Here is a 26133-nt window from a genome sequence, read left to right on the forward strand (position 1 = left end):
CTATTTTGAACTGCGGAAAGTTGGATTAAATTAACACAAAACTGCATTTATCATGACAGATTCTCCGAAAACTTGGACTTGGCAAAATTTCCCCATCTGTTACCAAACTCAGGGGACTACTGGCCCTGCGGTGATTTTCATTCATGGTTTTGGCGCATCATGGTTGCATTGGCGCAAAAATATCCCAGCTTTAGCTGCAAATTGCCGAGTTTATGCAATTGATTTAATTGGTTTTGGAGGTTCAGCTAAACCCAAACCAGGGGAAATTATCTATACCTTAGAAACTTGGGGACAACAAGTAGCAGATTTTTGTCGGGAAGTGGTGGGTGAACCTGCATTTTTGGTAGGTAATTCTATTGGTTGTATTGTCGCTATGCAAGCGGCGGTAATTAACCCGGATATGGCATTGGGAACTGCTTTGCTTAACTGTTCTTTGCGGTTATTACATGATCGTAAACGTTCGAGCCTACCTTGGATTAAGCGATTTGGTACACCAATTTTACAAAACTTATTGGCGATTAAATCTGTAGGTAATTTCTTTTTTAATCGTCTAGCTCAACCACCAACAGTAAAAAAGATTCTTTTACAAGCCTATGCTAACGGAGAAACGGTAACAGATGAGTTAGTAGATATTTTGATGACACCGGCAAAAGATCCCGGTGCAGCGGCTGTATTCTTGGCTTTTACTGCTTATTCTAGTGGACCTTTACCGGAAGACTTATTACCCATATTATCTTGTCCAGTAATTATTTTATGGGGAACGGCTGACCCTTGGGAACCTATTAATTTAGGTAGGGAGTTAGCCAATTTTCCCCAAGTTCAAAAGTTTATTTCTTTAGCAGGTGTGGGACATTGTCCTCAAGATGAAGCACCTGAATTAGTAAATCCAATTTTACTTGATTGGATTACTAATCAGCAGCAATCTATCTCTAAATAAATTCGGCTAACTTGTCACCAATGGCGACGGCGGGGTCTCCAACCCCAGCCTATTGGTCGGCGACCAAACCAGCCACCACGACTACCGCCCCAGTGACCACCAGATAGAAGTTGCTGTTCTTCTATAGATAGTTCTACAAATAAATCAGACAAAATATTTTGAGATGGAATAATTTGCTTCGACATAATAATTGTTAACCTCAATTAATTTTTGACTAGGTTTCTTACAACCATGCTTATTTTATAAAGATATTTCTGATTAATTTAATGCTGCTGTAGTTAGAAATATTAGTTGCTAATTTATATCGTTTGATGCAAATAAATTAACTTATTTTCTAACTAAAGATAGATGCATACAATCCTATTAGAAATGCCCTAATAAAAAAGGAAAGAGGAGAAGATTAAGCCTGAATTTCGGCATTAGCTACTGCTGATAATTGATATCAAACAATCTATCTGAAAATTTCTCCTCACCCTATAATTTGAAAATTGAAACCCCAAAACTATCAAAAATAGTCCAGTTAGATATTTTGCCTATTTAGGAAGGGTATGAATTACCACGCTGATTATTACGCTCACGATAGCTATCTTCTCTGGAATAGGGTGTAGGTTGATCATATTCTGGATAGTCTTTACGACATTTTTTAGGTTGACAACAACAGGGAGGGGGTGACTGGTAACATCCCCCAGCTAAGAGTTGTTGTTCTTCTGCTGATAATTCTACAAGCAATGTAGATTTATTAGTTTGATTTAACATCATACGCCTCACTTAGTCGAATTATTTCTGGTTTTAATTTGCTGACAACTTGACGATAAAATCTGATTTCATGTTTTTGTTTGACATGATTATTAGCCTCAATTTTAGAATAGGTAAATGTTGCCTGTATCTCTTTTATAACTATTAATAATTAGAAAAAAATGCCCCCTTAGTTATAGGTTTATATAACTTAAGTTACTCTTGAGTTATAGTTCTATTTAGACAAAATATAGCCATCTAGTTTAATTATCAAAAAAATACACAGGGTGTTTTGACGACAGGGTAACGCACCTGACAATAATTGATTTTGATTTGCAAACAAAATTATAAGTAGGTTAGCATTGAGAATCGTCGTTATGGCAAGGCAAGAGGCAATCATGCAAGAGTGAAGAAGGTTTGGGGGATTTTACTTTTCTTTACATAGATTGGTTTTATTGTGTTCACCTACTTATTTAATCTATTTCATCAAAGGAAGTTATGGAGAAAATCTGGTAATAAATTACTCAATTTATCACTGCTAGAACTAACTGTTAGCAATCCAAACGTCAAAGAAAGTGCTATGGTTATTTGGGATAATTTATATTTAGTAGTTTGTGAAGTAGAATCACCTGAAGCGAGAGTTAAATCATTTTTGCCCTCAGTTTCCAGATCGGTTTTTTGGAAGAATAATTTACCATCAGCGAATAAACCTAACATGGGTAAAATTTGCCCACCGACAAGAGATTCTTGTTCTGTATCATCAAGATATTTAAATAATTGATGGTGATTTAATTGAGTATTCTTCAGCATATTATTACTCCTTAGATAAGCAACTAGTTTAAGTTGAGTGATAGAGAGATAAAAACTTTAAAAAACATTTATTTATATAGTTAAAAACTGTAAATGCTCTCCGGGTTTTGATAAGAAAGTATCAGGAGTTCCTTGAATTTGTACTTGACCTTTTTCTATGAGAACAATCCAATCAGCCCGGTGGATAACGCTGGGACGATGGGTAATTAAAATTGTGGTTTTACCTCTGCGATATTCTAAAAGCCGATCTAAAACATGAGCTTCACTCATAGGGTCTAATCCGGCGGTAGCTTCATCTAAAATCAGTATAGGTGGATTTGTGAGAATGCCGCGAGCGATCGCTAATCTTTGTCTTTGTCCCCCAGAAAGATTTGCTCCAAACTCCCCTAATACGGTTTGATATTTACTAGGTAATTGACTAATAAAACCATCCGCATCAGCAATATCACAAGCTTGAACTATATCTTCAAAAGCAATATTAGGTGTACCTAAACGGAAATTTTCTAAAATAGAACGACTCCAAAAATGAGGTTCTTGGGGAACATAAACTACTTGTTGTCGGTAACAATCTAAAGCAATATCTTGGATATTAAAAAAGCCGATGCGGATATTACCAGAATCTGGGACATATAACCCAGCCAATAATTTAGCTAAAGTGCTTTTACCACAGCCTGATTTACCAATTAAAGCAATGACTTTTCCACCAGGAAGCTGAAGAGAAAAATCATCTAATAAGTCAACTCTACCTGCATGATGAAATTGGAGATGGGAACAATTAATATCTGCCAAACTAGAAATTTGTGCAGTTGGTTTTTGACTTCCTCCTACTACTTCTGGTGTGGCATCAATAACTTCCAATAATCGAGAAACTGCTGTTTGGGAACGAAAATATTCATCAACAAAGCCAACTAATGAGTTAATTAAAGCTAAAACATTAACTTGTAAGGCATTAAAAGCTAACATTTGTCCAATACTTAAATTGCCTTTAATTACTAACATACTCCCCATTCCTAACAAGATAACACCACCAATTGTAGATATGATTTTAGCAACAGTTCCATTGATAATTGCTATTTGCACTGTGCTAAAAGCAAGATTGGCTAAACGACCAAACCGACTTTGAAATTCATCCCAAAATTGAGGAGCAGCATTTGTAGTTTTCATTACCTGTGCCCCTTTAAATGTTTCTACTAAAACACCTTGATTTTCTGCTCCTAAGACTAAAAGACTGCGGGTTTTTTGTTGCAGAATAGGTAAAAAAGGTAAAGTAGATACAGTCATTACAGCAGCAACTAATAAAACTGCTATTGTCAATTGCCAACTATAAAATAACATTAAAGAAAAAGATATTACAGCAATAAAAAATTGACTAGGTAAAACAATCACAATCTGTGATACTAGTTGGTTAATTTCTCCAATATCTCGCAGTCGGCTAGTAATTTCCCCACTGCGACGGGATTCATAATAATTTAAGGGTAATTGGAGAAGTTTACGCCCAAATTCTAGAACTAAACCTAGTTGTAATTTTTGTCCAAAATGAGAAATCATTAAGGCTTGAAATACTTGCAATCCTCCACCAAATAAACTCATAACAACAACAGCGGAAACTACAACAGTGAGTAATTGTACATCTCCACGTACGAGAACATCATCTGTTAATAATTGAATTAAAACAGGAGTTCCTAGTGCTAGTAAACCCAGGACAATATTGATCATTAAAACCTGAGTTAGCAACCCACGATAGGGTAAAAGGCGGCGAAAAAAGCGCGTGATCCCACCTTTTGATTGTTCTTGGGGTTGTTCAAAAAAGCGGTCTGGATCTGGCTCTAATAAGAGCATGACTCCATTCCAAGCATTGGTTAATTCTTCTTTTGTCAGATAACGAAGTCCAACAGCCGGATCAGCAATAACGTATTTTTTTCCTTTTTTACCATATAAAACAACCCAATGATAGCCTTGCCAATGGATAATTGCAGGTAATGTAATTTCTGTAATTCTGTCTACAATTTCTGGAGAAGCTTTGACGGCTCTAGCATTAAAACCGAGATTTTCTGAACCTCTTTTTAACCCTAATAATGTTGTTCCTAATTGTCCAGTACCAACAGCTTCTCGACTTTTAATCATACTTAAAAACCGTCCATAGTGTTTAGTAATAGAAACTAAGCAAGCTGCTCCACAGTCTTCTTCACTTAATTGTAAAACACACTGATAACTTTGATGAGGTTTGAAGATATTAAACATAATTATTCAGAAAAATTGAGGTTGCTGCAAAAAAATCTAGCTTTATTAACGTTGTATTTGGTTGAGTTATCGCTTAATTCTGTCTCCAATTTAATTTATGAGTTGGTGATTAATTTGCTTTTTCTGAGGATGAATTGTAGTACAGTTTCTTGACGAGAAATAATATCAGCACGTCCTTCCATGCCAGATTTGAGATAACATAAATGATTACCTTTTCCTAAAAATAGACTTTGTGGTTCAATATTGATTTCATAATTAGCTACCTGGGGTGTGCTAATCATAGAGTTATTTTGTGTAGTAGCCAGAATATCAGGAGCAACTGTTTTCACAATTCCTTTGAGAGTTCCATAGTCTGGATAGGGACAAGCTGAAACTTGCATTTGAACTGCTTGACCTGTTTTTACTTTGTCAATATCTTTAGCCGAAACGTGAGCTTTAATGATTAAAGGAGCATCCACAGGAGCAATTTGAGCAAGAGACTCACTGAGTTGTACAACCTGTCCGGGGTTGCGGAGCTTGAGTTGCATGAGTGTGCCATTTGTTGGGGAGCGAATCACACTTTTATTCAACTCATTTTCTAGTTGTTGTAATTCTTGACGAGTGCGAATTTGTTGTTTTTGTAATTCTAACCGTTGTTGAAGTAATAGCTCTCTTTCTTTTTTTAAAGCAGCTAAATTACCTTCACCTTTAGACTTTTCCTGGTTAATTCTTTCCCAAGCTACTGTTACATTTGCATTACTGGGATTAACGGCAATTTTGGCTTTTTGTAAGTTGAGTTGGGCTAATTTAACGGCTTGTTCTTTTTCTTCTTGGAGATTCTTAGTAGTAGATTTGGCTTGTTCTAATTTGGCTTGAGCCGATTTAACAGCCTGTTCTTTTTCCTCAATTAAATTGCGAGATATTGCTCCTGATGTAACTATATTTTGCAAGCGATCGCGCTGTAATATAGCCAGCTTTAAACCTGCTTCTGCTTCTTGTACAGTGGCTATTAATACCTTTTCTTTTTGTAATCTCGCCAGTTGCTCTTTTGCTAAAGTTATCGCTATTTGAGCTTGCATCATTTCTGTACTAGCTTTAATTTGTTGATCTTTATAGTTGCGTTCAGTTCCAGTTAATTCAGCCTGTGCAGCAATAATGGTGCGGTTATTTAAGTTAACTTGAGAAATTATCTGAGTATTGATTTGATTAATTTGAGCATCAATCTGAATAAGTTGTAATTGATTCTGCTCGATAGTATTTTGCAGTTGTCTCTTTTGAGATTGCAATTGGGAGTCATCAATATAAGCAATGATTTCTCCTTTTTTTACTAGCTGATCTTCTTTAACGACAATTCTTTTAACAGTTCCCGTTATTGCCGATTCAACTAATCGTAATTCTCCCAAGGGTCGGATAGTTGCAGGGACTTTAACTGTGATGTTGTAATAGAGGACAGAAGTAAGACTCACAGCCACTACAAACATACTAATCATTACCCCTCCACCGATATAAATCCATTTACCGATATGGGGGAGAAACTCATTAGCTTCTAGTATATGCAAATCTTCTGTAGTTGGATTATTGAAGTTATACCAAGAATTATTATCTTGACCCTGTAAGGAGTTCACGGTATTACACCTTTTATTAGGACTAAAATAGTCTCACCTACGATAGCAACTATCATCCAGCCCAAAAGTAACTATCTTAGGTAAGAAGTTGACGGAAATAAAAACAATTAAATTTCTCTATTCACATTGTGAAAAGTAATTTGATGATCGGTTATAATTTAGTGAAGGGGGTAGAGATAGTTATGCCCTAGTTATGGAAATTGCCTTTCTCAAATCTTCGGCGCGGATTAAGCGTGGAGAAAATGGGGGGAAAAGAATCAAACTTTCTCAAAGTCCTCACTTACGTTGAGCAAGTTATTCTCATCTCCTGTAACCCCCTTTCTTGTCTAAAAAAGTTGTTTACTAGCATTGCAGAGCGGCGAAAATAACTAACTATTAAAAATCTCTAAAAAGCTGGTGTAATTTGCTTTTTTGATGTCCAGTTATTTATTTTCAATTCCACTCTGCGGTACTAGTTGAGTCCTGCTTTAAAGTTAGGAAATTTATAGCAATATCTTTGCCAAATGGAAAAAACCTTGATTTGTAGGTTGGGTCATGGAACATTGAAACCCAACAAGTGCGTTGGGTTTTGCTCGGCTCAACCCAACCTACATAGAAATGGCTAAGGTATTGTTATCGGCTTACTATCCCTACTTACGCAAGAATCCCTAGACTTCCAGTTGCATTTGCAATTGGAGGTAGAGGCAATGGGGTGGCAACTTGAGGTGTAGGTGCAGCACCACCGCCGTCGCCTGGTAGTGTTGCTGGACCTAAAGCTCCAACACCCACAGGAAGCTCTGCTCCTAAACCTAAGAAATCTTGTCCCGCAGTCAGAATGGTATTAGACTTACCTGCGGAAGTAGCACTGCTACCTTGAGGACCGGAGACGCTTGATCCCATTAAGAGCGATCCCTTGTTAGCATAGTTACTAGCAGCTAGTTCAAAGTCAGCCCCACCAGTTACTATTTCTTGCTGCTGATCAGATAAAGCAACAATCAAATCGGATGCGTCCATTTGATTTAACACAATTATTAGCCTCACTTACGAAATTAGGTGTTTCATCACCTAACAACTCAACTATAAGCATTGCTGCCTAATAATTCATAAACCTACGGGTAGAAAGTAAAGTTTGCAAATTTACCTCTAAAAGTAGAGACAAAATAGGTGGCAATTATTAAAATAGTATTATTAATAAAGATAAATTCTAGTTCAATAAACCTGGAAAATTCTGCATAATATTTATTTTTTGTTTTTCCAGAAAACTCTGAATATATAGCTTTGTCAAGGGCTACAACCAACAGAAAATTAAATATCTATATTTTTAGATATCTCTAATTTCATAAACATCATTTGGCTAGATCAGGAATTAATTAGTAACCCGAGAGTAACTGATTCAATAAATAGGCACAGGTAGCACTACCGATAGGAACTGTTAAATTATCTATTCCCAAAAAAGAAAAAGCTTCTAAAATTGTAGCGATCGCGGCAACAATTAAGGAAACTATCCAGGTTTGCCAAATGTTACCTTGGGTAACCAGTAAAAGGGTTGCACAAATAAAATAACTGATTAAAGTCACGGTTAAAGAACCTTCCCAGCTTTTTTGAGAACCGAAAACTATATATTTATGTTTACCAAACCGTTTCCCAATTAAAGCAGCTAATCCATCTCCCCAAGCCATAGTCATAATTCCTAAAACAGCATATTCGGGTTGGTGTAAATGCCAGAAAACACCCACTAAAACACCTATACTCACAGCATAGAAAAATGTTCCCAAACTATGACGCTCAATGTTATTAATACTAGGAATAATGGAGAATTTATAAGATAATAAGGTGATGATACTTGCAAAAACTGCCGCTATAATTCCCACATAAGCAGAAATATCTAACCACCAAGCAATTAAAATCACATTACCTGTGCCAATATGCACGATTTTACGAATGATTTCTGGTTCGCTATCAGTAAAATGACTAACTACCCAAGCAATGCAGATAATTAATCCTACCCAAGCCGCAGCGGTGGCAATTGGCAGCGACAATGGGGAAAGAGTTTCCAAGCTGATGAATGTATTAAACAATGATAGAATAGACCCATTTTTAACTTTAATTCTACTTTATGAGATTTGGATATGAAAATATTATTGATTTGGCTAATTAAGGGCTATCGTTTATTTATTTCTCCCCTGTTTCCCCCGACTTGTCGCTTTCAACCGACTTGTTCCATGTATGCGATTCAAGCTATTGAACGGTTTGGGGTATTTCGGGGTAGTTGGATGGCTATTATGCGGATTTTACGCTGTCATCCTTTTCATCCAGGCGGTTATGATCCTGTTCCAGAGATGGATAAAAAGTCTTGTTGTGAACATGAAGAGTGAACACGGATTTAAGGGATTATTGGATTACACGGATACTTTATTGAAACTACGCAAGTATTCAGCTATAGCAAGATCCCCGACTTCTGACATTAATTTACAATTTGCGGACACAATAAATAAAAGAAGTCGGGGATCTTAGAAAATATTCCGGTAGTTGTATAATACTTTAGGACTTACGCACTATACAAATTAACCATGATGTGAATGAGCGAAAATCCGTCGTTTCAGGCTTTAGGCGATTAACTTCTGTTCAATAGCGAACTGCTTGCAGCAGCGCTTCGCTATCGCTCAAAAATAATCAAAAAATCACGTTAAAATGCCCAAAACCCATACCTCATATTTGGTTGATCCTGTCAATGCGTAAGTCCTAAAGAGTTAAAAATTAGCAATTAAAATGCGACCTTATTACCAAATCCCCATTATTGAATGTGGTGAACCTTTAGTAAAGATTCCTCTAGAATTGTTTGCGGTGGAGTCTCCTCACCCTTACCAAAAGTTAGGTGCTAATTATGGCGGGCATTCACCTTATTATTTGCGCCAAAGTGTTGTTGAAAATTTGATTCAGGCGCAAAATAATTTACAATTATTACGTCCTAATTGGTATATTCAAATATTTGATGCTTATCGTCCTCTGGCTGTACAGCAATTTATGGTAGATTACAGCTTTGGGGAAGCGTTACGAGAACGGGGTTTGACAGAAAAGGAATTATCACCCCAGCAACGGGAAGATGTATGGAAGGCGGTTTATGAAATTTGGGCTGTACCCAGTTTGGATATGAAAACCCCTCCTCCCCACAGTACGGGGGCTGCGGTGGATATTACCCTGGTCAATGATCTTGGGGAAGTTGTGGATATGGGTTCACCTATTGATGAAATGTCCGATCGCTCCCATCCAGAATATTATACTCATAGTCATCAAGAATATGATGCTAACCGTCAACTCTTACGGGATATCATGTTAAAAGCTGGATTTCAACGCAATCCTAGAGAATGGTGGCATTTTTCCTTTGGTGATCAAATGTGGGCTTGGTTATATAATCAATCTCATCCCGAACCTCTGATGACAGCACGTTATGGAAGATTAAATTCAGACACATCCAGGAATTTTCCATAGATTGTGTTATAATGGTAGGCGCTACTAGTGAAGCAAAACTTCATAGTTGATTTTGGAGAGGTGTCCGAGTGGTTGATGGTGACGCACTCGAAATGCGTTTTGGGGAAACTCAACGGGGGTTCAAATCCCCCCCTCTCCGTTGAATTTATCGAACAGAATTCAGGAGTCAGAACTGCTGAATTCTGTTCGAGTGGAGAATAAATAACCGGGTTTAAGACCACCACTAAATCGTAGATTTTGTGGTGCAACAATTCATTTGCGAGTCCCAATCCCCGACTGATTGATTCTGACTCCTGGCTACTGACTCCTTCTTCAAGTTATAACTGCGGCTTTTCTTCCTTTTGTTGCTGAATTTCCGCCGCTGGGTTTTGGTTGGTTTCCACAGTGGGAACTACCACACCAGAAGGGTTTTCTGGTTGAGATTCCTGGGGTGGAGTCACTACGGGACGAGGTTCTGGTGCGGTATTTTCTGGAGGTGGAGAAGCTTTTTGGGATTCTTTAGAATCGCGCAGGGTATCCATTAAGGATGGTGAGGAAGTCACAACAGGTGTTGATTTCTTGGTGGTATTGTCGGGATTTGGTGTGGGTTGAGAGTTGTGGTTCTCAGATATTTTTTCTTGAGAATCGCTAGTAGGAATTGGTTCTGGAGAAACGCGAATATTTTGACGTTTTCTCCGCACACGAGGTAAGGGTACAGATTGATTGAATGAGGAATTTTGAATTTTTTGAGTTGTAGATGATGGTGATATTTCCACAACAGGTTTAGGGGGAATAGAGTCGGAAGTAGTTTGTTCCAAAGATGGTTTCGGTGCTGATTGTAAATTGGGTTTTGATAATATCCGCATCGTGCTAAAACCTGCGGTAGCTGCAACCAAAGCAATACTAATGCTAATAACTCCCTTGGGTATACCTGTTCTTTTGCCAATGTTAGCGATTTTTGATGGTGTGGACAGGGGAGGAAAAGTAGGTTTTTTAGGTGAAGATTCTGATTTTAAATCCGATAAATTAATAGTGGGGATTGCTTGAGTCGGTAAACTTGGTGATGTGACAGCCAGCCTATTTTCTGGTAAAAGTTGCAGCCATTCTGCTACTGTGGTGGGGCGAAATTGTGGTTCTACCGCCATTCCTCGGCTAACTGCTTGATTAACAGCCGCACTCAGATGAGGTTGTAATTCACGGGGAGAAGGCATTTGTTCTCGATCGCGCAATAATGCAGGTATGGGAACTTGCGCCGTCAAAAGTGCATACAAAGTTGCGGCTAAACCATAAACATCTGTAGCTGCTGTGCGTGGTGCTTGGGTTAAATACTGTTCAATGGGTGCATATCCCTCGCTGACTAAACCCGTATGTGTCTGTTTTGCCCCATTATTAAATTCTCTTGCAATGCCAAAGTCAATTAGCACTACTTCCTGAGTTCCTTGACGCAAGATAATATTATCTGGTTTAATGTCTCTGTGCAGTAACCCGTTATTATGCACCACCTGCAAGGCTGCGCCTATTTGGCGGATATAATGAATGGCTGTGGCTTCTGCTAAGGGTATTCCTGGTAAAACAAATGCTGCACCTAAAGTGTCTCCGCGAATGTATTCCATTACCATGTAAGGTAAACTGTCTTCTTCAAAAAAGTCGCTGACTCGGACAATATGAGGATGAACACAAGCGGCTAATCTCCTGGCTTCATCTTGAAACTGGCGCTGAAATTTGGGAAAATCGGGATGTTGCCGCAACCTTTCGTTGATAGTTTTCATCACCACTTCTTGATTTAAATAGTGGTGCATAGCTTTGAAGGTAACACCAAATCCGCCCCGCCCTATTTCCTGGAGGATGGTATATTTTCCATTCTGTAAAATTGTTCCTGCTAACATAGGGTTTTTTCGGTCTTAAATAAGCAGATAATTAATTGGGTTATATCATTCCCATCTATTATGACAAGGGTTTTTGATTCTGCTCAAATCTTGTGATATGGCAGGAGTCAGGAGTCAGGAGAAAACCCCTTCGGTAGCAAGAACTTGACCATTTATTGATATCCTAACCGCCTTGGTACTTGCTATATCAGTATTGGTAATTAGTTATTTTCAATAAGATGAGGATAGGTTTTAAAGTATGCAAAATTTGTATCTTTTTAATCACAAGTCGCCATGATATCAGGATAATTATTAATTTTTCCCTGCTCCCTGCCCCCTGCCTTGTCCCAACGACTATTTTTAACACCAACCTACTTATTCCCTATGCTGAGGCTAGAATCTGTTAATTTTTATCGGCGGTTACAGCATCAACACCAATACCCAATTTTACAGGATATTTCCTTGAGGATATCACCGGGCGATCGCCTAGCCATTGTCGGTACATCCGGTGCTGGGAAAACTTCTTTATTACGCCTCATTAATCGCCTAAATGAACCCACTAGCGGCAAAATTTACCTTCAAAATCAGGAATATCGGCAAATTCCCGTTATCCAACTCCGTCAACAGGTAATGCTTGTCCAACAAGAATCTCAGTTATTGGGGATGACAGTTGGGGAAGCCTTGGCTTATCCTTTAGTTCTGCGCGGTCTACCAAAGCAAAAGATTCAGGAAAAAGTCAGTTATTGGCAAGAACAACTGCAAATTCCTGAACAATGGTTAGGACGAACCGAGGTGCAACTTGCTGCTGGACAAAGACAGTTAATTGCGATCGCTCGCGCCCTAGTTACCGAACCCCGGATTTTACTCCTAGATGAGCCTACATCAGCCTTAGACACTCCCACATCCACTCACTTAATGGACATACTCACACACCTAAATCAACCACCTTCCTCGGCAATTTTGATGGTAAATCGCCAAATAGATTTAGCTCAAGCATTTTGTACCCACCTCTTACATCTTCAACAAGGTCAATTAGTAGTCAATCAACCTGCTGCTGACATAGATTGGAGTAACTTAGCCACCAGCTTAATCCAAGCCGAAACTCAAGCACTGGCAGAATGGACTTAATCAACTGCTAATTAACCCCAGTTCCTCTTGCCTCTTGCCTCTTGCCTCTGTCCGTTCCCTGTTCCCTGTTCCCCTTTCCCTGTTTCATAAACTTTGAGTAGTTAGTACAGGAATTTGATTAGTAAATCTTTCTCTTGGTAATTTTGTTTGTGTTTGCGGAACATTAACATTCAAAATTTCCATGTTAAATCTGTATCCCACATTGCGGATAGTTTGAATTAAACTGGGTTGACGTGGATCAAGTTCCACCTTCTTCCGCAACGATAAAACATGAGTATCAATGGTGCGGGGATTATCAATAGCATCAGGCCAAGCACGACGTAATAATTCCGATCTACTTAAAGGCACTCCTCCAGCTTGTGCTAAAACGTATAATAAACTGAACTCCTGGGGCGTTAAGTCAATAAACTCCCCTTGAAACCGCACCCGACGCTGAACTAAATCAATTTGCAAACTGCCATAATCTAAATAAGCTGGTGCAGTAGGTGTCCGGTTACGGCGAATAATTGCCTCAACCCTAGCCAAAAATTCTTGCATTCCAAAAGGTTTGCTTAAATAATCATCCGCCCCCGCTTTTAATCCCGTCACAATATCGGCTTCATTCGTACGGGCAGATAACATGAGAATCAAAGGCTGCTGTTGACGATGTAACCAGCGGCAAAACTCGACCCCATCACCATCTGATAAATCCGCATCTAGAATGACTAGAGTGGGTTGATGGCTGATAAACACTTCTTTTGCTTGATAAATACTGGCAGCTTGATGAACTCGGTATTCTAGTTGTTGCAAGTGCCAACCCAACAACGACCTCAGATGGGGATTCCCCTCAACAATTTCTATACAAACCGAACCCACAGTGGCAAGACCCCTTAGCGTTGATGAATCTCAAATTAACAATCCCATGATTAAGGTTTTGTAGTTTTTGTTACTTCAATAGACATATTCTTCACATTTTCCCCAAAAACCTTGCAGAAAATTTATTTTTTACTTTATTTACAGCCAAACTAGTAGCTTTATTAAATTTTTATTACGTTTACATTATATCCATTTAACAACGGCAATAGGTAAATAAAATTACTTTCCCATCGCTTATAGCGGTATGAACTAGAATCAGCTACAAAATTTACTTCAAAAAGCCATACAACCCTATTACTTTCACTCTTCTTTCTTCCGTCTTTCTGTCTTTACTTTCTTCTTCTCTTCTTCTCTTCTTCTTTTTATTCCTCCTGACTCGGTGACTCGGTGACTCGGTGACTCCCGACTTCTACCCCATATCATTAAAGTTTATTTTTAGCAATCTGTCCTACTCCTTGAGAGATATGGTAAACTCAATACAACAATCATTCACCAAAGGGAGTAGCACAAAAATCACACCCGATGACAACCGAAGGTAGAGACAGTTGGTCATTGATCCCGGAAACAGCCAACAAATTCTAAAACTTGATTTTACAGATTTATGCAATCATAGCTAGATTTGTATTCCCAGTAAACAACGTCTAAAAAATTGGACAAGAATCCATTACCCTCTGTGGTTACAAATAGATAGCTAAAGTCCAGCTATCATATTTAACTTTTGACAAAAAATCGTAAAAATACCTTACAAAATCAGCATATTTCCAACTTTTTGGCGTAGGATCTAATTAAGTTTTTAGCTGCTGGGGGGTCTCACCCAAGGTGAAAATATTAACTTGTGAGTTAATACAGGAGAGGGAAGTGATATTTCATTAAGCGTGAATCATCATCTACAATTCTCATCGCAAAGAGATTAATACAGCAGTTATGCTCCAAGACACACAAACCATCCGCTACTACCAAAGACTTACCGACGCCTTCGTCGAATTATGGAATCGCGGTTATCGTATGGATGATATGCGGATGTATTTGGATGGATACCTAGCCGCACTTCGACATAGTAACATCATCGAACCATATTGGATTCATCGCTTAGAAGAGGAAGCCAGTCGTTACTTGCATGATGTATCTAATTTTACAATAGTTCAACCAGAACCTGAAAAACAGCATGGCTACTACTAAAGGTACTATCCGATTTTGATAACTAGTACAAAACGGCGTAAATAAACCAACCATTCTAAATCCTCCAAAAGCCTATACTGTCTTCATTTTGACCTTTGACTTTTGACTTCCGCCTTGCGGTAATGGGCTAGTACCGCCGATGATCATAGCACGATTTTTGCCTTGGTCAATGGGGTATAGGGGACTAAATTTGGGAAATACTGCAATTTATACCCCTTAGTTTCATACAAATAAGGGGAATTTTTTTGTTATCTACTTCCGTACCAACTAAGGGAGTAGCGTCGGTGATTTCCATCCCGTCGGGTAATTCGCTGATTTTTGCCCCCGTTTTATTGAGTTGTTGTGCCATTACAGTTACGCGATCGCTCTCCCTATGATGCTAACATTTTCGTATTAACAACAAGTTCTCACATATTCTTGAAAAACTGGAGATAATTTAAACAGAATTTTATCTTCTTTGATTTTCGTGATTAAATACCGTTGTTGTAAGGATTGTAACCCATTATTAAAATCAACTGAGGATAAATTTAAACTTTGTCTTAATTCTTCTCTGGAAATAGGGTTGTCAAATTTACTTAGTTCTAATACTATTTGTTGTTCTTGGGGTGATAGGTGGTGAAATGTCTCTTGAAAATAAGACTGCATTTGATTGGTTATATGTAAAGTATTTTCAGCTAAACAATTAACAACTTGACCATCATAGTTTTTATAGATTAATATACTAATACTTTTAAAAAAAAGTAAATTACCTTCATATAATTTGATTAATTTTAACCAACTATATTTATTAATCCGGTAGGCATACAGCCTTAACTAACTTGTCACCAATGATGCCTTCTGATTCACCCTCAAGCCAAAATATTTCCATTAACTCTACTTTAGGTAGTAGCAATATTTCTTGAGGCTGAGTAATCTTAAACTTATTAATGCCTGAAAAACGTGTAAGTACCCTGGAGATCATTTCAGGGTCTTTTTTTTATGGCCAGCAGGAAGCAGGGGGTAGGGAGTGGGGGGAAAGAATTATTCTTACCCATTACCCATTACCTATTTTCGAGCAAAATGTTTTTCCATAATTTCTAAAATCATGGGTGCAGCAACACTACCACCACCACCACCGGAATGTTCAGCAAAGGCTACCACTAAAATTTCTGGCTTATCCGCTGGTGCATAAGCGCCAAACCAAGCGTGATTTTCTTTAACTCCTTCTCTCCAAGCTTCAGCAGTACCACTTTTGCCAGCCACTGGCGGAAGATTGGGGACATTTAATACCTTACCCGTACCTTCACTAATTACCTTCCGCAGTCCTTCACGGAGAACTTTGAGGGTGGTGGGTTTAAGATTTAATGATTCTCTCCAGCTTTTAGCTTCTTCATTATCCTTCAATAAATGGGGCTGAACTCGATAACCACCATTAGCAGGTACAGCAAACATCACAGCGGTTTGTAAAGGTGTAGCTTGTAAAGCACCTTGGCCAATGGACATATTCACAGTGTCACCGACACTCCAAGGTATCTTCCAGGCTTTCTGTTTCCAATTGTCATCAGGAACTAAACCTTTAGATTCTTCTGTTGTAAATTCAAACCCGGTTCTTTGACCGAAACCATATTTACGAGTCCATTCAATCAATGTTGGTCCACCAACTTTCTTGGCAATTTGATAAAAGAAAGTATCGCTACTCCACTGCATAGCCCCTACAAAACCCAAAGGACCAAAACCAGCGTGATTCCATTCGCCAAATCTAGTTCCACCAATAGTTAAAGAACCATAGGTTTGTAATACTGTATCAGGAGAAAATTTACCTGATTCTAGTGCAGCGGTTGTGGTGACAATTTTAAATGTACTGGCGGGAGGAAAGGCACTTATGGCCCGATTAACTAAAGGATGACCAGAACCTTGAACGGTTTCCCAGTCTTTTTGAGAAAGTTTTTGTTTAGAAAATATATTGGGGTCAAAAGTAGGATGAGACACCATTGCTAAGATAGACCCATTCTTCGGGTTAATTGCGACTATTGCGCCATTGCGTTTACCTAAAGCTTTTTCTGCGGCTATTTGCATATCTAAATCTATGGTTAAGTGCAAATCATTACCAGCTTTTGCCTGCTTGCTTCCTAATACTCGTAATGGTCTACCACTACCATCTACTTCTACCTGCTGACCACCCCATTCACCTCTTAACAATTTTTCATAAGCTTTTTCTACTCCCATTTGACCCATAACATCTCCCAATCGGTAGCCATCTGCTTTCTTTTTCTCTAACTGTTCAGCAGTAATTTCACGGGTATATCCCAGTATGTGAGCCAACTCTTGACCATGGGGGTAATAACGCACAGCTTCCGTATTTATTTTCACTCCTGGTAGTTCATTTTCATACTCTTTTAATCCTGTTACCTGTGCCTCGTTTAAATTTCGAGCAATGCGAATTAGTGATGAGGGATTGACAGCAGATTGTTCAAGTATTGTCTCAATATCTGTTTGGGGAGTATCGAGAATTTTTGCTAAACGTGGACCAACTACCGACCAGGATGGTTTGGTATGTGCCATTGGCCACAAATATACAGAGCGGGGATAACGGGTGCTGGCTAATAATTTACCATTCCTATCAAAAATATTACCTCTTTCTGGTTGTTTGGGAATAATCCGAATGCGGTTAGATTCTGCTCGGATGCGGTGTTTTTTTCCTTCGATAATTTGTAAATATATTAATCTAGCGCCGATTCCAGATAACATTAATAATGTGAATAAAATTACAAATGTGGACTGGACACCACGTCCAACTGTGCGTGTATTTTTTGTTATACTAAGTAATGATGGTAAAATAGTCATAGACCAAAATAATTTTTTGGGATAAATAGGTGACAGGTTACAGGGAACAGGTTACAGGTTACAGGTAACAACGGACAACGGACAACTGACAAGATTAAATATCAGGGTATTCTACTGAAGATTATGGCTCAAACTGCGATGCAGAATCAAAGAAGTTTAAAACCATTACAGCCACTTGATGTTGAATTGCGTAATGTATTCAAGTTTTTCAACCAAGAACCCGCAGTACACGGAGTGGATTTGGATATTAGACGGGGAGAGTTCTTTAGCATTTTAGGTCCTTCTGGTTGTGGAAAGACAACTACGCTCCGCTTGATTGCTGGATTTGAAAGGGTGGATGCTGGTAAGTTACTGATTCAAGGTCAGTTAATGACTGATGTTCCTCCTTATCGGCGACCGGTGAATACTGTATTTCAAAGTTATGCTTTATTTAATCACTTAAATGTGTGGGAAAATATTGCTTTTGGATTGCGATTAAAAAAAATATCCAAATCGGAAATTGCTAGTCGCGTCACGGATGCTTTAAAACTAGTAAAAATGGAAAGTTTGCGATCGCGTGTTCCTAGTCAACTCTCCGGTGGTCAACAACAGCGGGTAGCCTTAGCAAGAGCTTTGGTAAATCGTCCCGCAGTGATTCTCCTCGATGAACCTTTGGGAGCATTAGACTTAAAACTTCGCCAGGAGATGCAGGTTGAGTTATCCAATCTTCACAAGGATTTAGGGTTAACTTTTGTGATGGTGACACATGATCAGGAAGAAGCATTGTGTTTATCCGATCGCATTGCGGTGATGAATCAAGGCAAAATAGAACAAATTGGTACTCCTAGTCAAATTTACGAACGTCCGCAAACGCCTTTTGTGGCTGACTTTATTGGTGATACTAATCTATTTAGCGGTGAAATTGTGGAAGTGGATGTAGAATCTGTGAAAATTTCTACTAAAACCGGATTAACCATGATTGTTGGTCGTCACGAACAAACTCCTCTAGAAATAGCTCAAAGTGTTGTTGTTAGTGTCCGTCCTGAAAAAATTCAACTTTCCCTTTATCCCACTAATATACCCACAAACTGTTTTGAGGGACGGCTAATTAATGTCATGTATTTAGGGACTCATGTTAATTATGTTGTGGAATTAATCAATGGTGTGAACCTCAATGTTTTACAACCTAATACTTATGGTAGTTTACCAGATAGGAATATACCCATTTATGCTTGGTGGGAAAAATCTGACTGTTTAGCTATTAGTCAAGATGTAAATTAAATGACTAACAGACGTAATTTTCTCAAAAAAATGGCGGCATTTTCTACCTTATCTTTAGGTAGTTGTGGTTGGCGACTAGCTAATGTGGGGTCAAACTATGTTAGCTCTAATCAAAGTGACAAACTATATATTTATACCTGGACTCAATATACGGATAAAGAATTACTAACTACCTTCACGACCCAAACAGGGATGAAAGTAATAGCAGATGTATATGAATCCAACGATGTCATGTTAGCTAAGTTGCAAGCTGGAGGTGGTGGGACTTATAGCATCATTTACCCATCTGACTATATGGTACAGAAGATGGCGGAAAAGGGGTTATTAATAGAAATAGATCATAACCGTTTAATTGGCTTAGATAATTTATTTCCCCAATTTACTAATCCTATTTATGACCCAAATAATCGTTATAGTCTTCCTTTTAATTGGGGAACAACAGGTTTATTATACAACTCAGAACAATTGGTAAATGTCCCGGAAGATTGGGAGTATCTTTGGCAAAATCAAGATCAACTCAATAAACGGTTTACCTTACTCAATGATGTGCGAGAGGTAATGGGTGCAACCTTGCGGATGTTGGGTTATTCCTATAATTCCCAAAATGAAGATGAGGTTAAACAAGCATATCAGAAATTGCAGATATTAAAACCTGCGATCGCCGCTTTTGATACAGACGCTTGGCAAAATAAGATTCTGGCGGGAGATTTAGCGATCGCTATGTGTTATTCTTCAGATGCCGTCAAAATTTGCAAGGAAAATCCCAAACTCAAATTTGTAATTCCTCGCAGTGGTTCTTCATTATGGACAGATACCATCGTCATTCCCAAATCTAATCCGAATATAGCTGGTGCTTACGCCTGGATTAACTTAATTTTGCGACCAGAAGTAGCAGCAAAAATTTCCGAACGTTTATATATTTCTACTCCTAATCAGGCAGCATTTGAACAATTACCAAAAGCAATTCAAAAAAACACTAATTTATTTCCCCCTGAATCACTTTTAGCTAAGTGCGAACGGCTGAAACCTTTAGGAACATTTGAAGAAACTTATGAACGCTATTGGACTCAATTACTAACTTGAAAATTAGGAGTCAGGAGTCAGAAAAAAGAATAAGAAAGAAGGAGTAAACTATTTTGCCGTATCGCTTCTACCGTAAATATTAATATCTCATTCAAGTGCATACCGCTATATAATCACTAATTTGCAAATGGAATCTTCTAGCAACCTGAACAAAATAAATAAATCACAACCTGATTGGAAAAATTGGCTACCAACCTGGGGATTACTAGCACCATCTGGCATTTGGTTATTAATGTTGCTAGTTTTGCCAACATTAATAATTTTTGAATTAAGTTTAGTCCCAGATATTCGACCAGGTGATTTAGTAAATCCTAGTGGATTAGGTAACTATATTCGCATTTTTGAACCGCTTTATTTAAAAGTCATCATTAATTCACTTTTTCTAGCATTTAGCACTACTATTATCACCTTAATTTTAGGCTTTCCAGTTGCTTATTGGATTGCTTTGATGGCACCAAAGCGGTGGCAAAATTTGTTGTTATTAGCCTTTGTTTTGCCTTTGTGGACTTCTTCCTTATTGCGTTCTTACGCATGGATTACAATTTTACGTCCCACCGGATTATTAAATAGTATATTAGCCAGTTTTGGTTTACCCGCTATCCATATTTTGAACAGTAACTCAGCGGTATTAATTGGTATGAGTTATAGCCTGTTACCCTACATGGTATTAATTTTATATGCTTCCTTAGAAAAGTTAGATAAACAATTGTTAGAAGCTGCTGCTGATTTGGGTGCAAATCCCATGCAAACCTTTTGGAAAGTAACTGTACCTCAAGTTTTACCAGGAATCACTGCTGGTTCGCTGCTAGTTTTTATTACTGGGTTAGGGGATTTTATAGACCCAGAATTACTGGGTGGTGCGTCAAGTATGACTGCTGCGCGGTTAGTTTATAATCAGTTTCTTGGTGCTAGTCAAAATTGGGGTTTTGGTTCAGCATTGAGTATGGCATTAATTTTGATGGTGAGTATTGCCATTTCTTTAGTGATTAAATTTGATCAAACTAAATAATTGTTGACTTTACAAATTTTATGAAATTAAACCTAATAAACTAATAATTAGTTTCGATAAACCACTACAACAAGGATTTGAATATTCATATAATTGATTACGTTCTATCTGCTTGGCTATTTTTTCAGCCCGTTGAATAGCTTGATTAGTAAGTTCTTTTAATGGTTTTGGATATAAACACATTGATTTATCATAGTCAGGTATATGTTTATCTAATAATTTAACTAATTTATCTCGATTAATTTGAGATAAATGATCTTGAAAATGAATTAAATACCAAAGTTCAAAACAGGGATTTGTAATAGCTAAATTAATCTTTTGACTATTAGCTTTATTAATCGCATTTTCCCAACTTGTACGACTTTTTTCAATATGTTCATCTCCATCAAAAACAGCCCAAGCAGCATCATTTGTAGTCCATCTTTTCTCATCTTTCATTTGCTGTCGTTTTTCAATGAGTATTTCAATAATGTTACCTGGGTCAGTTTTCCCTTGATTACGCAATACAATAATTTCTAAAGTTGGTGAACGTAATTCATTGCGAATGCTATTGAAATAAATTGGTTCTGTTTTACTTCCTTCACAAGCAATTAATATTTTTTGAGTAATTGTCCTGCTAGGTTGACGACGTTCTAACTTTCTTGACATTCCTCATCACCCTGTAATATCATTTCTTCCTCAGATGGTAAAAATGGAACAGCACCAAAGCGTCCATCTAAATAAGCTTTATCAATTGCTAAATCATTGCGGACATGGAAATCAGTTAAGGGATATAATTCTGTACTATGGTCAGGGCGTTTTTGTGTGAACCATATTTGATCACGTCGTAATAAGTTATTTCTTTGTAATGTATTATCATGGCTTGTGAAAATAAGTTGAGCATTTTTAGGATTTGTTTTGGGGTTTTGGAACATTTTGATAATATATTTTACAATATTAGGGTGAATATTAGTACCTAATTCATCTATAACTGCTAATTGCCCTGTGTTCAGAACTAATACTAACCGAAATGCCAAGTTAAATATGCGTTGAGTTCCAAGAGATTCTTCATCAAAAGACCAGTGGACTTCATTCCCATTATGATTATTATGTACAGCATATATACTATAGCCAAAAATATCTTCTGGATTCTTTTTTATCTCAATTCTAGAAATACCAGTGTCAAATTTCTGTACAAATTTAACGACATCTTTGAGAATGTAATTAAATAAGTAATCATCAATATCTAAAGATGACGTAAGCCGGAATAAATCTAAGTCTTCATCACCTAAATGAATACCTATTAAATGAGTCATTATCCAATTTACAAAAAATGTTATTTTGTCAATTTGTAATTTTATTAATGTACTAATAAATAACTCATTTTCTCTAATACTCTGCTGAAGTTGATTATGTGGACCAGCAAAATCATCACCAGTTTTCCAAATAAATTTCTTCGTATATTCATCCCATTGCCGATGAAATAACCGCCGAGTTCTTTTCGTCGTATTTAAAGCATAATTCAAGCTTTCTGAAATCACATGATGTTGATTAATTTCTAATGAATAAGTATAAATATTATTATTAAATATAGTTCTTAATTCAAATTTTGTCGGTTGTTTATCAGAGATATTATCTAATTTAAAAGGATCTAATTTTGCAGATTTAAAAAGTCTCTGAAGGCTTGCAGATTCCTGTGTACTATGAGCCATGATTAGGAATAAATAATCTAAAGCTTGAATTACATTACTTTTACCTGACGCATTAGCTCCAAAAATCGCTAAAACAGGTAAAATTTCCATATCCCAACCTTCAACATGATACCCAGGTGCAATTTCATGATCTGATTTTATCCCTTTGCGTTTGCTGGTTGCGCTTGTTTTGCGAGCGCTTTGTTTTTGAGCAACAGCACTGAGGGTTACAGGTTCTTTAATGGAACGGTAGTTTTCAACAGTGAAGTCTACAAGCATAATTGTAAGGTACTTAAAGCAGTTTTCTGTGATTTCTTCACATAAATCTTATCGTAAAAGCTAATAAAATCTTCACTTGAACCACAACTCGTTATATTAACCTACTTCAATCATGAAAAATTAGAGTTTTACAAAGACAATTTTCCGCAGTCAATTTTTTCTAAAATACTTCCTTGTATCAAATATCTCTCCTCCAGGATTGTATATCGGCAAAAATGCAGCTGACCTTCCTTAATGATTACAGTTTTTAATAGATATCCAACTGGACTTTGCGATTAGAGAACCATCTTCACCTAGTACCCTGTAGTGTTCCTTTTTCCAAATTGGTGCATTATGTTTGAGTGTATCAATAGCATACTCACAAGCGGCAAAAGCCTCACCACGATGGGGACAACCGATAGCCACAACCACACTAATTTCCCCAACTAATAATCTGCCAATGCGATGATATATTACCACCCGACTCACATCAGGCCATTGATGGCGAATATCATCAGCAATTTGATAAAATACCTGTAAAGCCATCGGTTCGTAAACCTGATATTCCAAAGCTAACACAGACTTACCATCGGTTTGATTACGAACCATACCACTCATCAGCACCACAGCACCATTAGCAGGATTATCTGCTTGACTGTAGATTTCTTCCACAGACAATGGCGCTAATGTAATCCCAAAACTATCTTCAACTCTGGGTTTAGTTGTCATCATACATTCTTCTCACAAAAATCCTCAAATTTATTTACCCGCGTTTATCTGAGTTTAATAATTATTCTATAAGTTTATGTAGATTTGAAAGAGCCGATTAAATGTTCTAAATATTAATTTGTCTCACGCAAATACATGAGGATGAGGACGTATTAACTTTTGAGGAATACCCTCTAAAGTCTGATTAGTTTTCATCTTTTTACCGCTTCTTCGCACTGCGGCGACTGGGGCTAACTTTACGTTTCTTAATTTTGCCACGAGGGAGTAAACCTTGAATACCCTGTTTTTGAAAGCGCTTATAACCAGAAACAGTCCAATCACTGCAAGAATGGCTCATTGCACCGAGTTCACAGCCGACAAAGAGGGCAAAAAATTCTCCATAATACATATAGATAGTCTTCCCCACAGTCCCCCACAGTTCCCCCCAGTTCCAAGCCACATTTCCCAACTTGGTGAAAATCATCACAACCACAATCGCCACCAACGCCAAAAAAGTCGTCAGATACACCACCCGTAAAGTTGTGCCAATAATCGGACCGTGAGATAAAAAAGAGCGATGTCGCAGACTTTTTTGATAAGGTAGCCAAATCCACCGCAGCCACCCCCACCGCTGGAATTGACGGGAGTAAATATCTAAATCGGGACCAAACATCAGTCCCCCAAACATAAACCCACCCGCCACCAACAAAGTCATATTACTGCTGTGAGTGCAACCCAGCGTTAGACCCGCCACCACAGGCATAGACCAAATAGTAATGCGATCGTGCGTTTGACCAGAGGGCATCTTAGGAAAATTAAAAATATAAAATTAACAGTGAAATCTTGGTTAGTATAGCTCAATCCAGTTCCCATCAGCCTTTTCCATCCAGCAGAAAAATTTTCTCAAAAGACTTGCAAAATTTTCAAAGGCTATGCTATACTGATTAGGTGAAACAAACGGGCGGTTAGCTCAGTTGGTAGAGCGCCTGCCTTACAAGCAGGATGTCATCAGTTCGAGTCTGGTACTGCCCATTTAAAAAAACATAATCCTATTTTGATAGCAGTTTACAATTTGTTTGTGAACTGCTTAATCGCTTTTTAGTTAGGGGTTACTGAATAAGTCTTCTAGTGAAGGGAGGTAACAGGTGGCTAGACAAGCCAGCGCAGAACGAGCATGGTCTTCTATCACCAGATTTTATGAGAACTGTAAGAAAGGGATTTCCGGTAAGAAGAGCTTTCCTCAGTTTCCAAAAGATTGTCGTTCTGTTGAATACAAAACATCGGCATGGAACAACACTTTAGGAGATAAGACCTCCATTCAGTTTGGAGAAATCTTGTCTAAGCGAGTCATGTCTTAGATTAAAGAATTTCAGCGGCTTTAGCCCTGAGAGAGTCAAATTAAGCTCCACCCACCTCCGCTAATTTTCCACTGGAAACCCGCGCAGGTGGTTTTTTTATGGCTGCTGTCACCGAGATTTTTTCTTCGATGATCAGCAGCACCCATTTTTAGCATCAATTATTTTTTTGTCAAGTTCTATTGACACTTCGTAACAAAATTGTTATATTAATTTACATAAAGTAACAAACCCAAGAAAAAACATTATGTATACCACAACTGATGAAAAAGGCATTCTTAACAACTACGCCAAAGAACCCAAACTTTACTATGCAGAATTTCCTACAAAAGCGCAACAAAGCAACTATGCTTTTCAAGGTGTAGCAGCAATATTATTTTTAACTTCTATAGTTCTAATTACTTTGGGGGTTAGCTAAAATTTCCAGCTTCGGTATTTGTATCTAATCGTCATTCAAATTTTCTCCTAATTAACCCTGGTCAGTTTCGCCAGGGTTTTTTATTGCCATTTCTTGTTTTAGAATCCGGTAAGTGTAAAGCTCAAATTATCTCCATGAATATTCAAATGCCTTTGTAGTCCGGCAACATCCGGGTAAAATAGCTCTATTTTGATTTTACTCACTAATTTTTCGAGGAATTAGATAAATAACTCCTGAAATAATTGTCAATATTACAGATATCCAAAAAGAAATTAAAACTGGAATTTGCCAAGTTGGTGATAAGGGAGCAATTAGTAAAGATATGGCAATAATTTGACTCACTGTTTTCAGTTTACCCCAAATATTTGCACCAGTGATGGTGGTTTGATTAACTCGCCAACCAGCGATCGCTAATTCCCGTGCTAAAATTATGAACACTGCCCAAGCTGGAATTTTTCCTAATTCTACCAATACTAATAATGGTGCAAGTACCAATAATTTATCTACCAAAGGATCAAGAAATTTACCTAACTCGCTAATTTGGTTCAGTTTTCTGGCTAAATATCCATCTAACCAATCAGTTAGGGCTGCAACTAAAAATATAGTTAAACATATCCATTTGGCTTCATTGGTGGGATTATATAAGCCGTAAAGTAAAAAAGGTATTCCCAGTAGTCGAGAAAAAGTAATCCAGTTAGGTAGAGTCATGACAATTTAAAATTACAAACCAAAACTAATTATATAGGTT

Annotated in this window: 25 protein-coding genes, 2 tRNA genes and 2 pseudogenes; 12 read left to right on the plus strand and 17 right to left on the minus strand. The window is 37.7% G+C overall.

The window, feature by feature from the left end; translation table 11 throughout:
• Nucleotides 1-52: 52 nt before the first annotated feature.
• Complete coding sequence (locus tag IQ226_RS01180) at nucleotides 53-937, plus strand: alpha/beta fold hydrolase (protein WP_193891046.1); 885 nt, start codon at nucleotides 53-55, stop codon at nucleotides 935-937.
• Nucleotides 938-951: 14 nt separating this feature from the next.
• On the opposite strand, the gene IQ226_RS01185 is transcribed toward IQ226_RS01180, so the two are convergent.
• The 7 genes from IQ226_RS01185 to IQ226_RS01215 form a co-directional block, all read right to left on the minus strand.
• Nucleotides 952-1122 (minus strand): hypothetical protein, encoded by a 171-nt coding sequence (locus IQ226_RS01185; protein WP_193891049.1) that lies wholly within the window; start codon nucleotides 1120-1122, stop codon nucleotides 952-954.
• Nucleotides 1123-1474: 352 nt separating this feature from the next.
• Nucleotides 1475-1696 carry a hypothetical protein gene (locus IQ226_RS01190; RefSeq protein WP_193891052.1) on the minus strand — a complete coding sequence of 74 codons (222 nt, stop codon included), beginning with the start codon at nucleotides 1694-1696 and terminating at the stop codon, nucleotides 1475-1477.
• Nucleotides 1697-2158: 462 nt separating this feature from the next.
• Nucleotides 2159-2482 carry a hypothetical protein gene (locus IQ226_RS01195; RefSeq protein WP_193891055.1) on the minus strand — a complete coding sequence of 108 codons (324 nt, stop codon included), beginning with the start codon at nucleotides 2480-2482 and terminating at the stop codon, nucleotides 2159-2161.
• Nucleotides 2483-2554: 72 nt separating this feature from the next.
• Nucleotides 2555-4723, minus strand: a complete 2169-nt coding sequence (locus IQ226_RS01200; RefSeq protein WP_193891058.1) for a peptidase domain-containing ABC transporter — start codon at nucleotides 4721-4723, stop codon at nucleotides 2555-2557.
• Between the two features lie 95 nt (nucleotides 4724-4818).
• Nucleotides 4819-6327 carry an HlyD family efflux transporter periplasmic adaptor subunit gene (locus IQ226_RS01205; RefSeq protein ID WP_193891061.1) on the minus strand — a complete coding sequence of 503 codons (1509 nt, stop codon included), beginning with the start codon at nucleotides 6325-6327 and terminating at the stop codon, nucleotides 4819-4821.
• A 633-nt stretch (nucleotides 6328-6960) separates the two neighbouring features.
• Entirely contained in the window at nucleotides 6961-7320 is a 360-nt protein-coding gene (locus IQ226_RS01210) for a CTB family bacteriocin (protein ID WP_228039184.1), read from the minus strand.
• 356 nt (nucleotides 7321-7676) lie between these two features.
• The gene (locus tag IQ226_RS01215; RefSeq protein ID WP_193891067.1) at nucleotides 7677-8384 is read right to left on the minus strand and encodes a diacylglycerol/polyprenol kinase family protein; all 708 of its coding nucleotides are present in this window, start codon (nucleotides 8382-8384) and stop codon (nucleotides 7677-7679) included.
• Between the two features lie 51 nt (nucleotides 8385-8435).
• On the opposite strand from IQ226_RS01215, the gene yidD reads away from it, so the two are divergent.
• From yidD to IQ226_RS01230, 3 genes are all read left to right on the plus strand, one after another.
• Nucleotides 8436-8681 (plus strand): membrane protein insertion efficiency factor YidD, encoded by a 246-nt coding sequence (yidD, locus tag IQ226_RS01220; RefSeq protein ID WP_168643630.1) that lies wholly within the window; start codon nucleotides 8436-8438, stop codon nucleotides 8679-8681.
• 394 nt (nucleotides 8682-9075) lie between these two features.
• The gene (locus tag IQ226_RS01225) at nucleotides 9076-9795 is read left to right on the plus strand and encodes a M15 family metallopeptidase (protein ID WP_193891070.1); all 720 of its coding nucleotides are present in this window, start codon (nucleotides 9076-9078) and stop codon (nucleotides 9793-9795) included.
• A gap of 54 nt (nucleotides 9796-9849) precedes the next feature.
• Nucleotides 9850-9934: transfer RNA gene (locus IQ226_RS01230), tRNA-Ser, on the plus strand.
• 178 nt (nucleotides 9935-10112) lie between these two features.
• Here IQ226_RS01230 and IQ226_RS01235 read toward each other — a convergent pair.
• A complete protein-coding gene (locus tag IQ226_RS01235; RefSeq protein ID WP_193891073.1) occupies nucleotides 10113-11660 on the minus strand; it encodes a protein kinase in 1548 nt (515 codons plus the stop codon).
• A 363-nt stretch (nucleotides 11661-12023) separates the two neighbouring features.
• On the opposite strand from IQ226_RS01235, the gene IQ226_RS01240 reads away from it, so the two are divergent.
• The gene (locus IQ226_RS01240) at nucleotides 12024-12767 is read left to right on the plus strand and encodes an ATP-binding cassette domain-containing protein (protein WP_193891077.1); all 744 of its coding nucleotides are present in this window, start codon (nucleotides 12024-12026) and stop codon (nucleotides 12765-12767) included.
• An 84-nt stretch (nucleotides 12768-12851) separates the two neighbouring features.
• On the opposite strand, the gene IQ226_RS01245 is transcribed toward IQ226_RS01240, so the two are convergent.
• Nucleotides 12852-13622, minus strand: a complete 771-nt coding sequence (locus tag IQ226_RS01245) for a response regulator transcription factor (protein ID WP_193891080.1) — start codon at nucleotides 13620-13622, stop codon at nucleotides 12852-12854.
• A 924-nt stretch (nucleotides 13623-14546) separates the two neighbouring features.
• Between IQ226_RS01245 and IQ226_RS01250 the strand changes: the two genes are divergently transcribed.
• Entirely contained in the window at nucleotides 14547-14801 is a 255-nt protein-coding gene (locus tag IQ226_RS01250) for a DUF6761 family protein (RefSeq protein WP_193891083.1), read from the plus strand.
• A 217-nt stretch (nucleotides 14802-15018) separates the two neighbouring features.
• Here the strand turns inward: IQ226_RS01250 and IQ226_RS01255 are convergent.
• From IQ226_RS01255 to mrdA, 3 genes and pseudogenes are all read right to left on the minus strand, one after another.
• Nucleotides 15019-15174: pseudogene (locus IQ226_RS01255) on the minus strand (3-phosphoshikimate 1-carboxyvinyltransferase); the annotation flags it as partial.
• Between the two features lie 20 nt (nucleotides 15175-15194).
• Entirely contained in the window at nucleotides 15195-15446 is a 252-nt protein-coding gene (locus tag IQ226_RS01260) for a hypothetical protein (protein WP_193891086.1), read from the minus strand.
• 399 nt (nucleotides 15447-15845) lie between these two features.
• A complete protein-coding gene (gene mrdA / locus IQ226_RS01265) occupies nucleotides 15846-17624 on the minus strand; it encodes a penicillin-binding protein 2 (RefSeq protein WP_193891089.1) in 1779 nt (592 codons plus the stop codon).
• Nucleotides 17625-17747: 123 nt separating this feature from the next.
• Between mrdA and IQ226_RS01270 the strand changes: the two genes are divergently transcribed.
• The 3 genes from IQ226_RS01270 to IQ226_RS01280 all read left to right on the plus strand — a co-directional run bounded on the left by IQ226_RS01270 (nucleotide 17748) and on the right by IQ226_RS01280 (nucleotide 20976).
• On the plus strand, nucleotides 17748-18884 hold the full coding sequence (locus IQ226_RS01270) for an ABC transporter ATP-binding protein (RefSeq protein WP_193891092.1): 1137 nt from the start codon (nucleotides 17748-17750) through the stop codon (nucleotides 18882-18884).
• Entirely contained in the window at nucleotides 18885-19967 is a 1083-nt protein-coding gene (locus tag IQ226_RS01275) for a spermidine/putrescine ABC transporter substrate-binding protein (protein WP_193891095.1), read from the plus strand.
• A gap of 127 nt (nucleotides 19968-20094) precedes the next feature.
• Entirely contained in the window at nucleotides 20095-20976 is an 882-nt protein-coding gene (locus tag IQ226_RS01280; RefSeq protein WP_193891098.1) for an ABC transporter permease, read from the plus strand.
• 18 nt (nucleotides 20977-20994) lie between these two features.
• Here the strand turns inward: IQ226_RS01280 and IQ226_RS01285 are convergent, their stop codons facing one another.
• The 4 genes from IQ226_RS01285 to IQ226_RS01300 form a co-directional block, all read right to left on the minus strand.
• Nucleotides 20995-21624 carry an RloB family protein gene (locus IQ226_RS01285; RefSeq protein ID WP_193891100.1) on the minus strand — a complete coding sequence of 210 codons (630 nt, stop codon included), beginning with the start codon at nucleotides 21622-21624 and terminating at the stop codon, nucleotides 20995-20997.
• Complete coding sequence (locus IQ226_RS01290) at nucleotides 21609-22925, minus strand: ATP/GTP-binding protein (RefSeq protein ID WP_193891103.1); 1317 nt, start codon at nucleotides 22923-22925, stop codon at nucleotides 21609-21611. The genes IQ226_RS01285 and IQ226_RS01290 overlap by 16 nt, the downstream gene beginning before the upstream one ends.
• 231 nt (nucleotides 22926-23156) lie before the next feature.
• A complete protein-coding gene (locus tag IQ226_RS01295; protein ID WP_193891106.1) occupies nucleotides 23157-23636 on the minus strand; it encodes a molybdenum cofactor biosynthesis protein MoaE in 480 nt (159 codons plus the stop codon).
• Between the two features lie 196 nt (nucleotides 23637-23832).
• Nucleotides 23833-24417 carry a metal-binding protein gene (locus IQ226_RS01300; RefSeq protein WP_193891109.1) on the minus strand — a complete coding sequence of 195 codons (585 nt, stop codon included), beginning with the start codon at nucleotides 24415-24417 and terminating at the stop codon, nucleotides 23833-23835.
• 154 nt (nucleotides 24418-24571) lie between these two features.
• On the opposite strand from IQ226_RS01300, the gene IQ226_RS01305 reads away from it, so the two are divergent.
• From IQ226_RS01305 to psb34, 3 genes and pseudogenes are all read left to right on the plus strand, one after another.
• Nucleotides 24572-24644 (plus strand) — tRNA-Val (locus tag IQ226_RS01305).
• A 113-nt stretch (nucleotides 24645-24757) separates the two neighbouring features.
• Nucleotides 24758-24925 (plus strand): annotated as a pseudogene (locus IQ226_RS24845) (RNA-guided endonuclease TnpB family protein); the annotation flags it as partial.
• A gap of 289 nt (nucleotides 24926-25214) precedes the next feature.
• The gene (psb34, locus tag IQ226_RS01310; RefSeq protein ID WP_193891112.1) at nucleotides 25215-25385 is read left to right on the plus strand and encodes a photosystem II assembly protein Psb34; all 171 of its coding nucleotides are present in this window, start codon (nucleotides 25215-25217) and stop codon (nucleotides 25383-25385) included.
• 195 nt (nucleotides 25386-25580) lie between these two features.
• On the opposite strand, the gene pgsA is transcribed toward psb34, so the two are convergent.
• The gene (gene pgsA / locus IQ226_RS01315; protein WP_193891115.1) at nucleotides 25581-26093 is read right to left on the minus strand and encodes a CDP-diacylglycerol--glycerol-3-phosphate 3-phosphatidyltransferase; all 513 of its coding nucleotides are present in this window, start codon (nucleotides 26091-26093) and stop codon (nucleotides 25581-25583) included.
• Nucleotides 26094-26133: the final 40 nt, after the last annotated feature.

It is taken from the genome of Dolichospermum sp. LEGE 00240 (assembly GCF_015207875.1).
Lineage (GTDB): Bacteria > Cyanobacteriota > Cyanobacteriia > Cyanobacteriales > Nostocaceae > Dolichospermum > Dolichospermum gracile.

Bases quoted from the DNA above. Each gene is read 5' to 3' on its own strand.
- IQ226_RS01180 (WP_193891046.1), top strand. From the start codon at position 53: ATGACAGATTCTCCGAAAACTTGGACTTGGCAAAATTTCCCCATCTGT.
- IQ226_RS01185 (WP_193891049.1), bottom strand. From the start codon at position 1,122: ATGTCGAAGCAAATTATTCCATCTCAAAATATTTTGTCTGATTTATTT.
- IQ226_RS01190 (WP_193891052.1), bottom strand. From the start codon at position 1,696: ATGATGTTAAATCAAACTAATAAATCTACATTGCTTGTAGAATTATCA.
- IQ226_RS01195 (WP_193891055.1), bottom strand. From the start codon at position 2,482: ATGCTGAAGAATACTCAATTAAATCACCATCAATTATTTAAATATCTT.
- IQ226_RS01200 (WP_193891058.1), bottom strand. From the start codon at position 4,723: ATGTTTAATATCTTCAAACCTCATCAAAGTTATCAGTGTGTTTTACAA.
- IQ226_RS01210 (WP_228039184.1), bottom strand. From the start codon at position 7,320: ATGGACGCATCCGATTTGATTGTTGCTTTATCTGATCAGCAGCAAGAA.
- yidD (WP_168643630.1), top strand. From the start codon at position 8,436: ATGAAAATATTATTGATTTGGCTAATTAAGGGCTATCGTTTATTTATT.
- IQ226_RS01225 (WP_193891070.1), top strand. From the start codon at position 9,076: ATGCGACCTTATTACCAAATCCCCATTATTGAATGTGGTGAACCTTTA.
- IQ226_RS01235 (WP_193891073.1), bottom strand. From the start codon at position 11,660: ATGTTAGCAGGAACAATTTTACAGAATGGAAAATATACCATCCTCCAG.
- IQ226_RS01240 (WP_193891077.1), top strand. From the start codon at position 12,024: ATGCTGAGGCTAGAATCTGTTAATTTTTATCGGCGGTTACAGCATCAA.
- IQ226_RS01250 (WP_193891083.1), top strand. From the start codon at position 14,547: ATGCTCCAAGACACACAAACCATCCGCTACTACCAAAGACTTACCGAC.
- IQ226_RS01260 (WP_193891086.1), bottom strand. From the start codon at position 15,446: ATGCAGTCTTATTTTCAAGAGACATTTCACCACCTATCACCCCAAGAA.
- mrdA (WP_193891089.1), bottom strand. From the start codon at position 17,624: ATGACTATTTTACCATCATTACTTAGTATAACAAAAAATACACGCACA.
- IQ226_RS01270 (WP_193891092.1), top strand. From the start codon at position 17,748: ATGGCTCAAACTGCGATGCAGAATCAAAGAAGTTTAAAACCATTACAG.
- IQ226_RS01275 (WP_193891095.1), top strand. From the start codon at position 18,885: ATGACTAACAGACGTAATTTTCTCAAAAAAATGGCGGCATTTTCTACC.
- IQ226_RS01280 (WP_193891098.1), top strand. From the start codon at position 20,095: ATGGAATCTTCTAGCAACCTGAACAAAATAAATAAATCACAACCTGAT.
- IQ226_RS01285 (WP_193891100.1), bottom strand. From the start codon at position 21,624: ATGTCAAGAAAGTTAGAACGTCGTCAACCTAGCAGGACAATTACTCAA.
- IQ226_RS01290 (WP_193891103.1), bottom strand. From the start codon at position 22,925: ATGCTTGTAGACTTCACTGTTGAAAACTACCGTTCCATTAAAGAACCT.
- IQ226_RS01295 (WP_193891106.1), bottom strand. From the start codon at position 23,636: ATGATGACAACTAAACCCAGAGTTGAAGATAGTTTTGGGATTACATTA.
- IQ226_RS01300 (WP_193891109.1), bottom strand. From the start codon at position 24,417: ATGCCCTCTGGTCAAACGCACGATCGCATTACTATTTGGTCTATGCCT.
- psb34 (WP_193891112.1), top strand. From the start codon at position 25,215: ATGTATACCACAACTGATGAAAAAGGCATTCTTAACAACTACGCCAAA.
- pgsA (WP_193891115.1), bottom strand. From the start codon at position 26,093: ATGACTCTACCTAACTGGATTACTTTTTCTCGACTACTGGGAATACCT.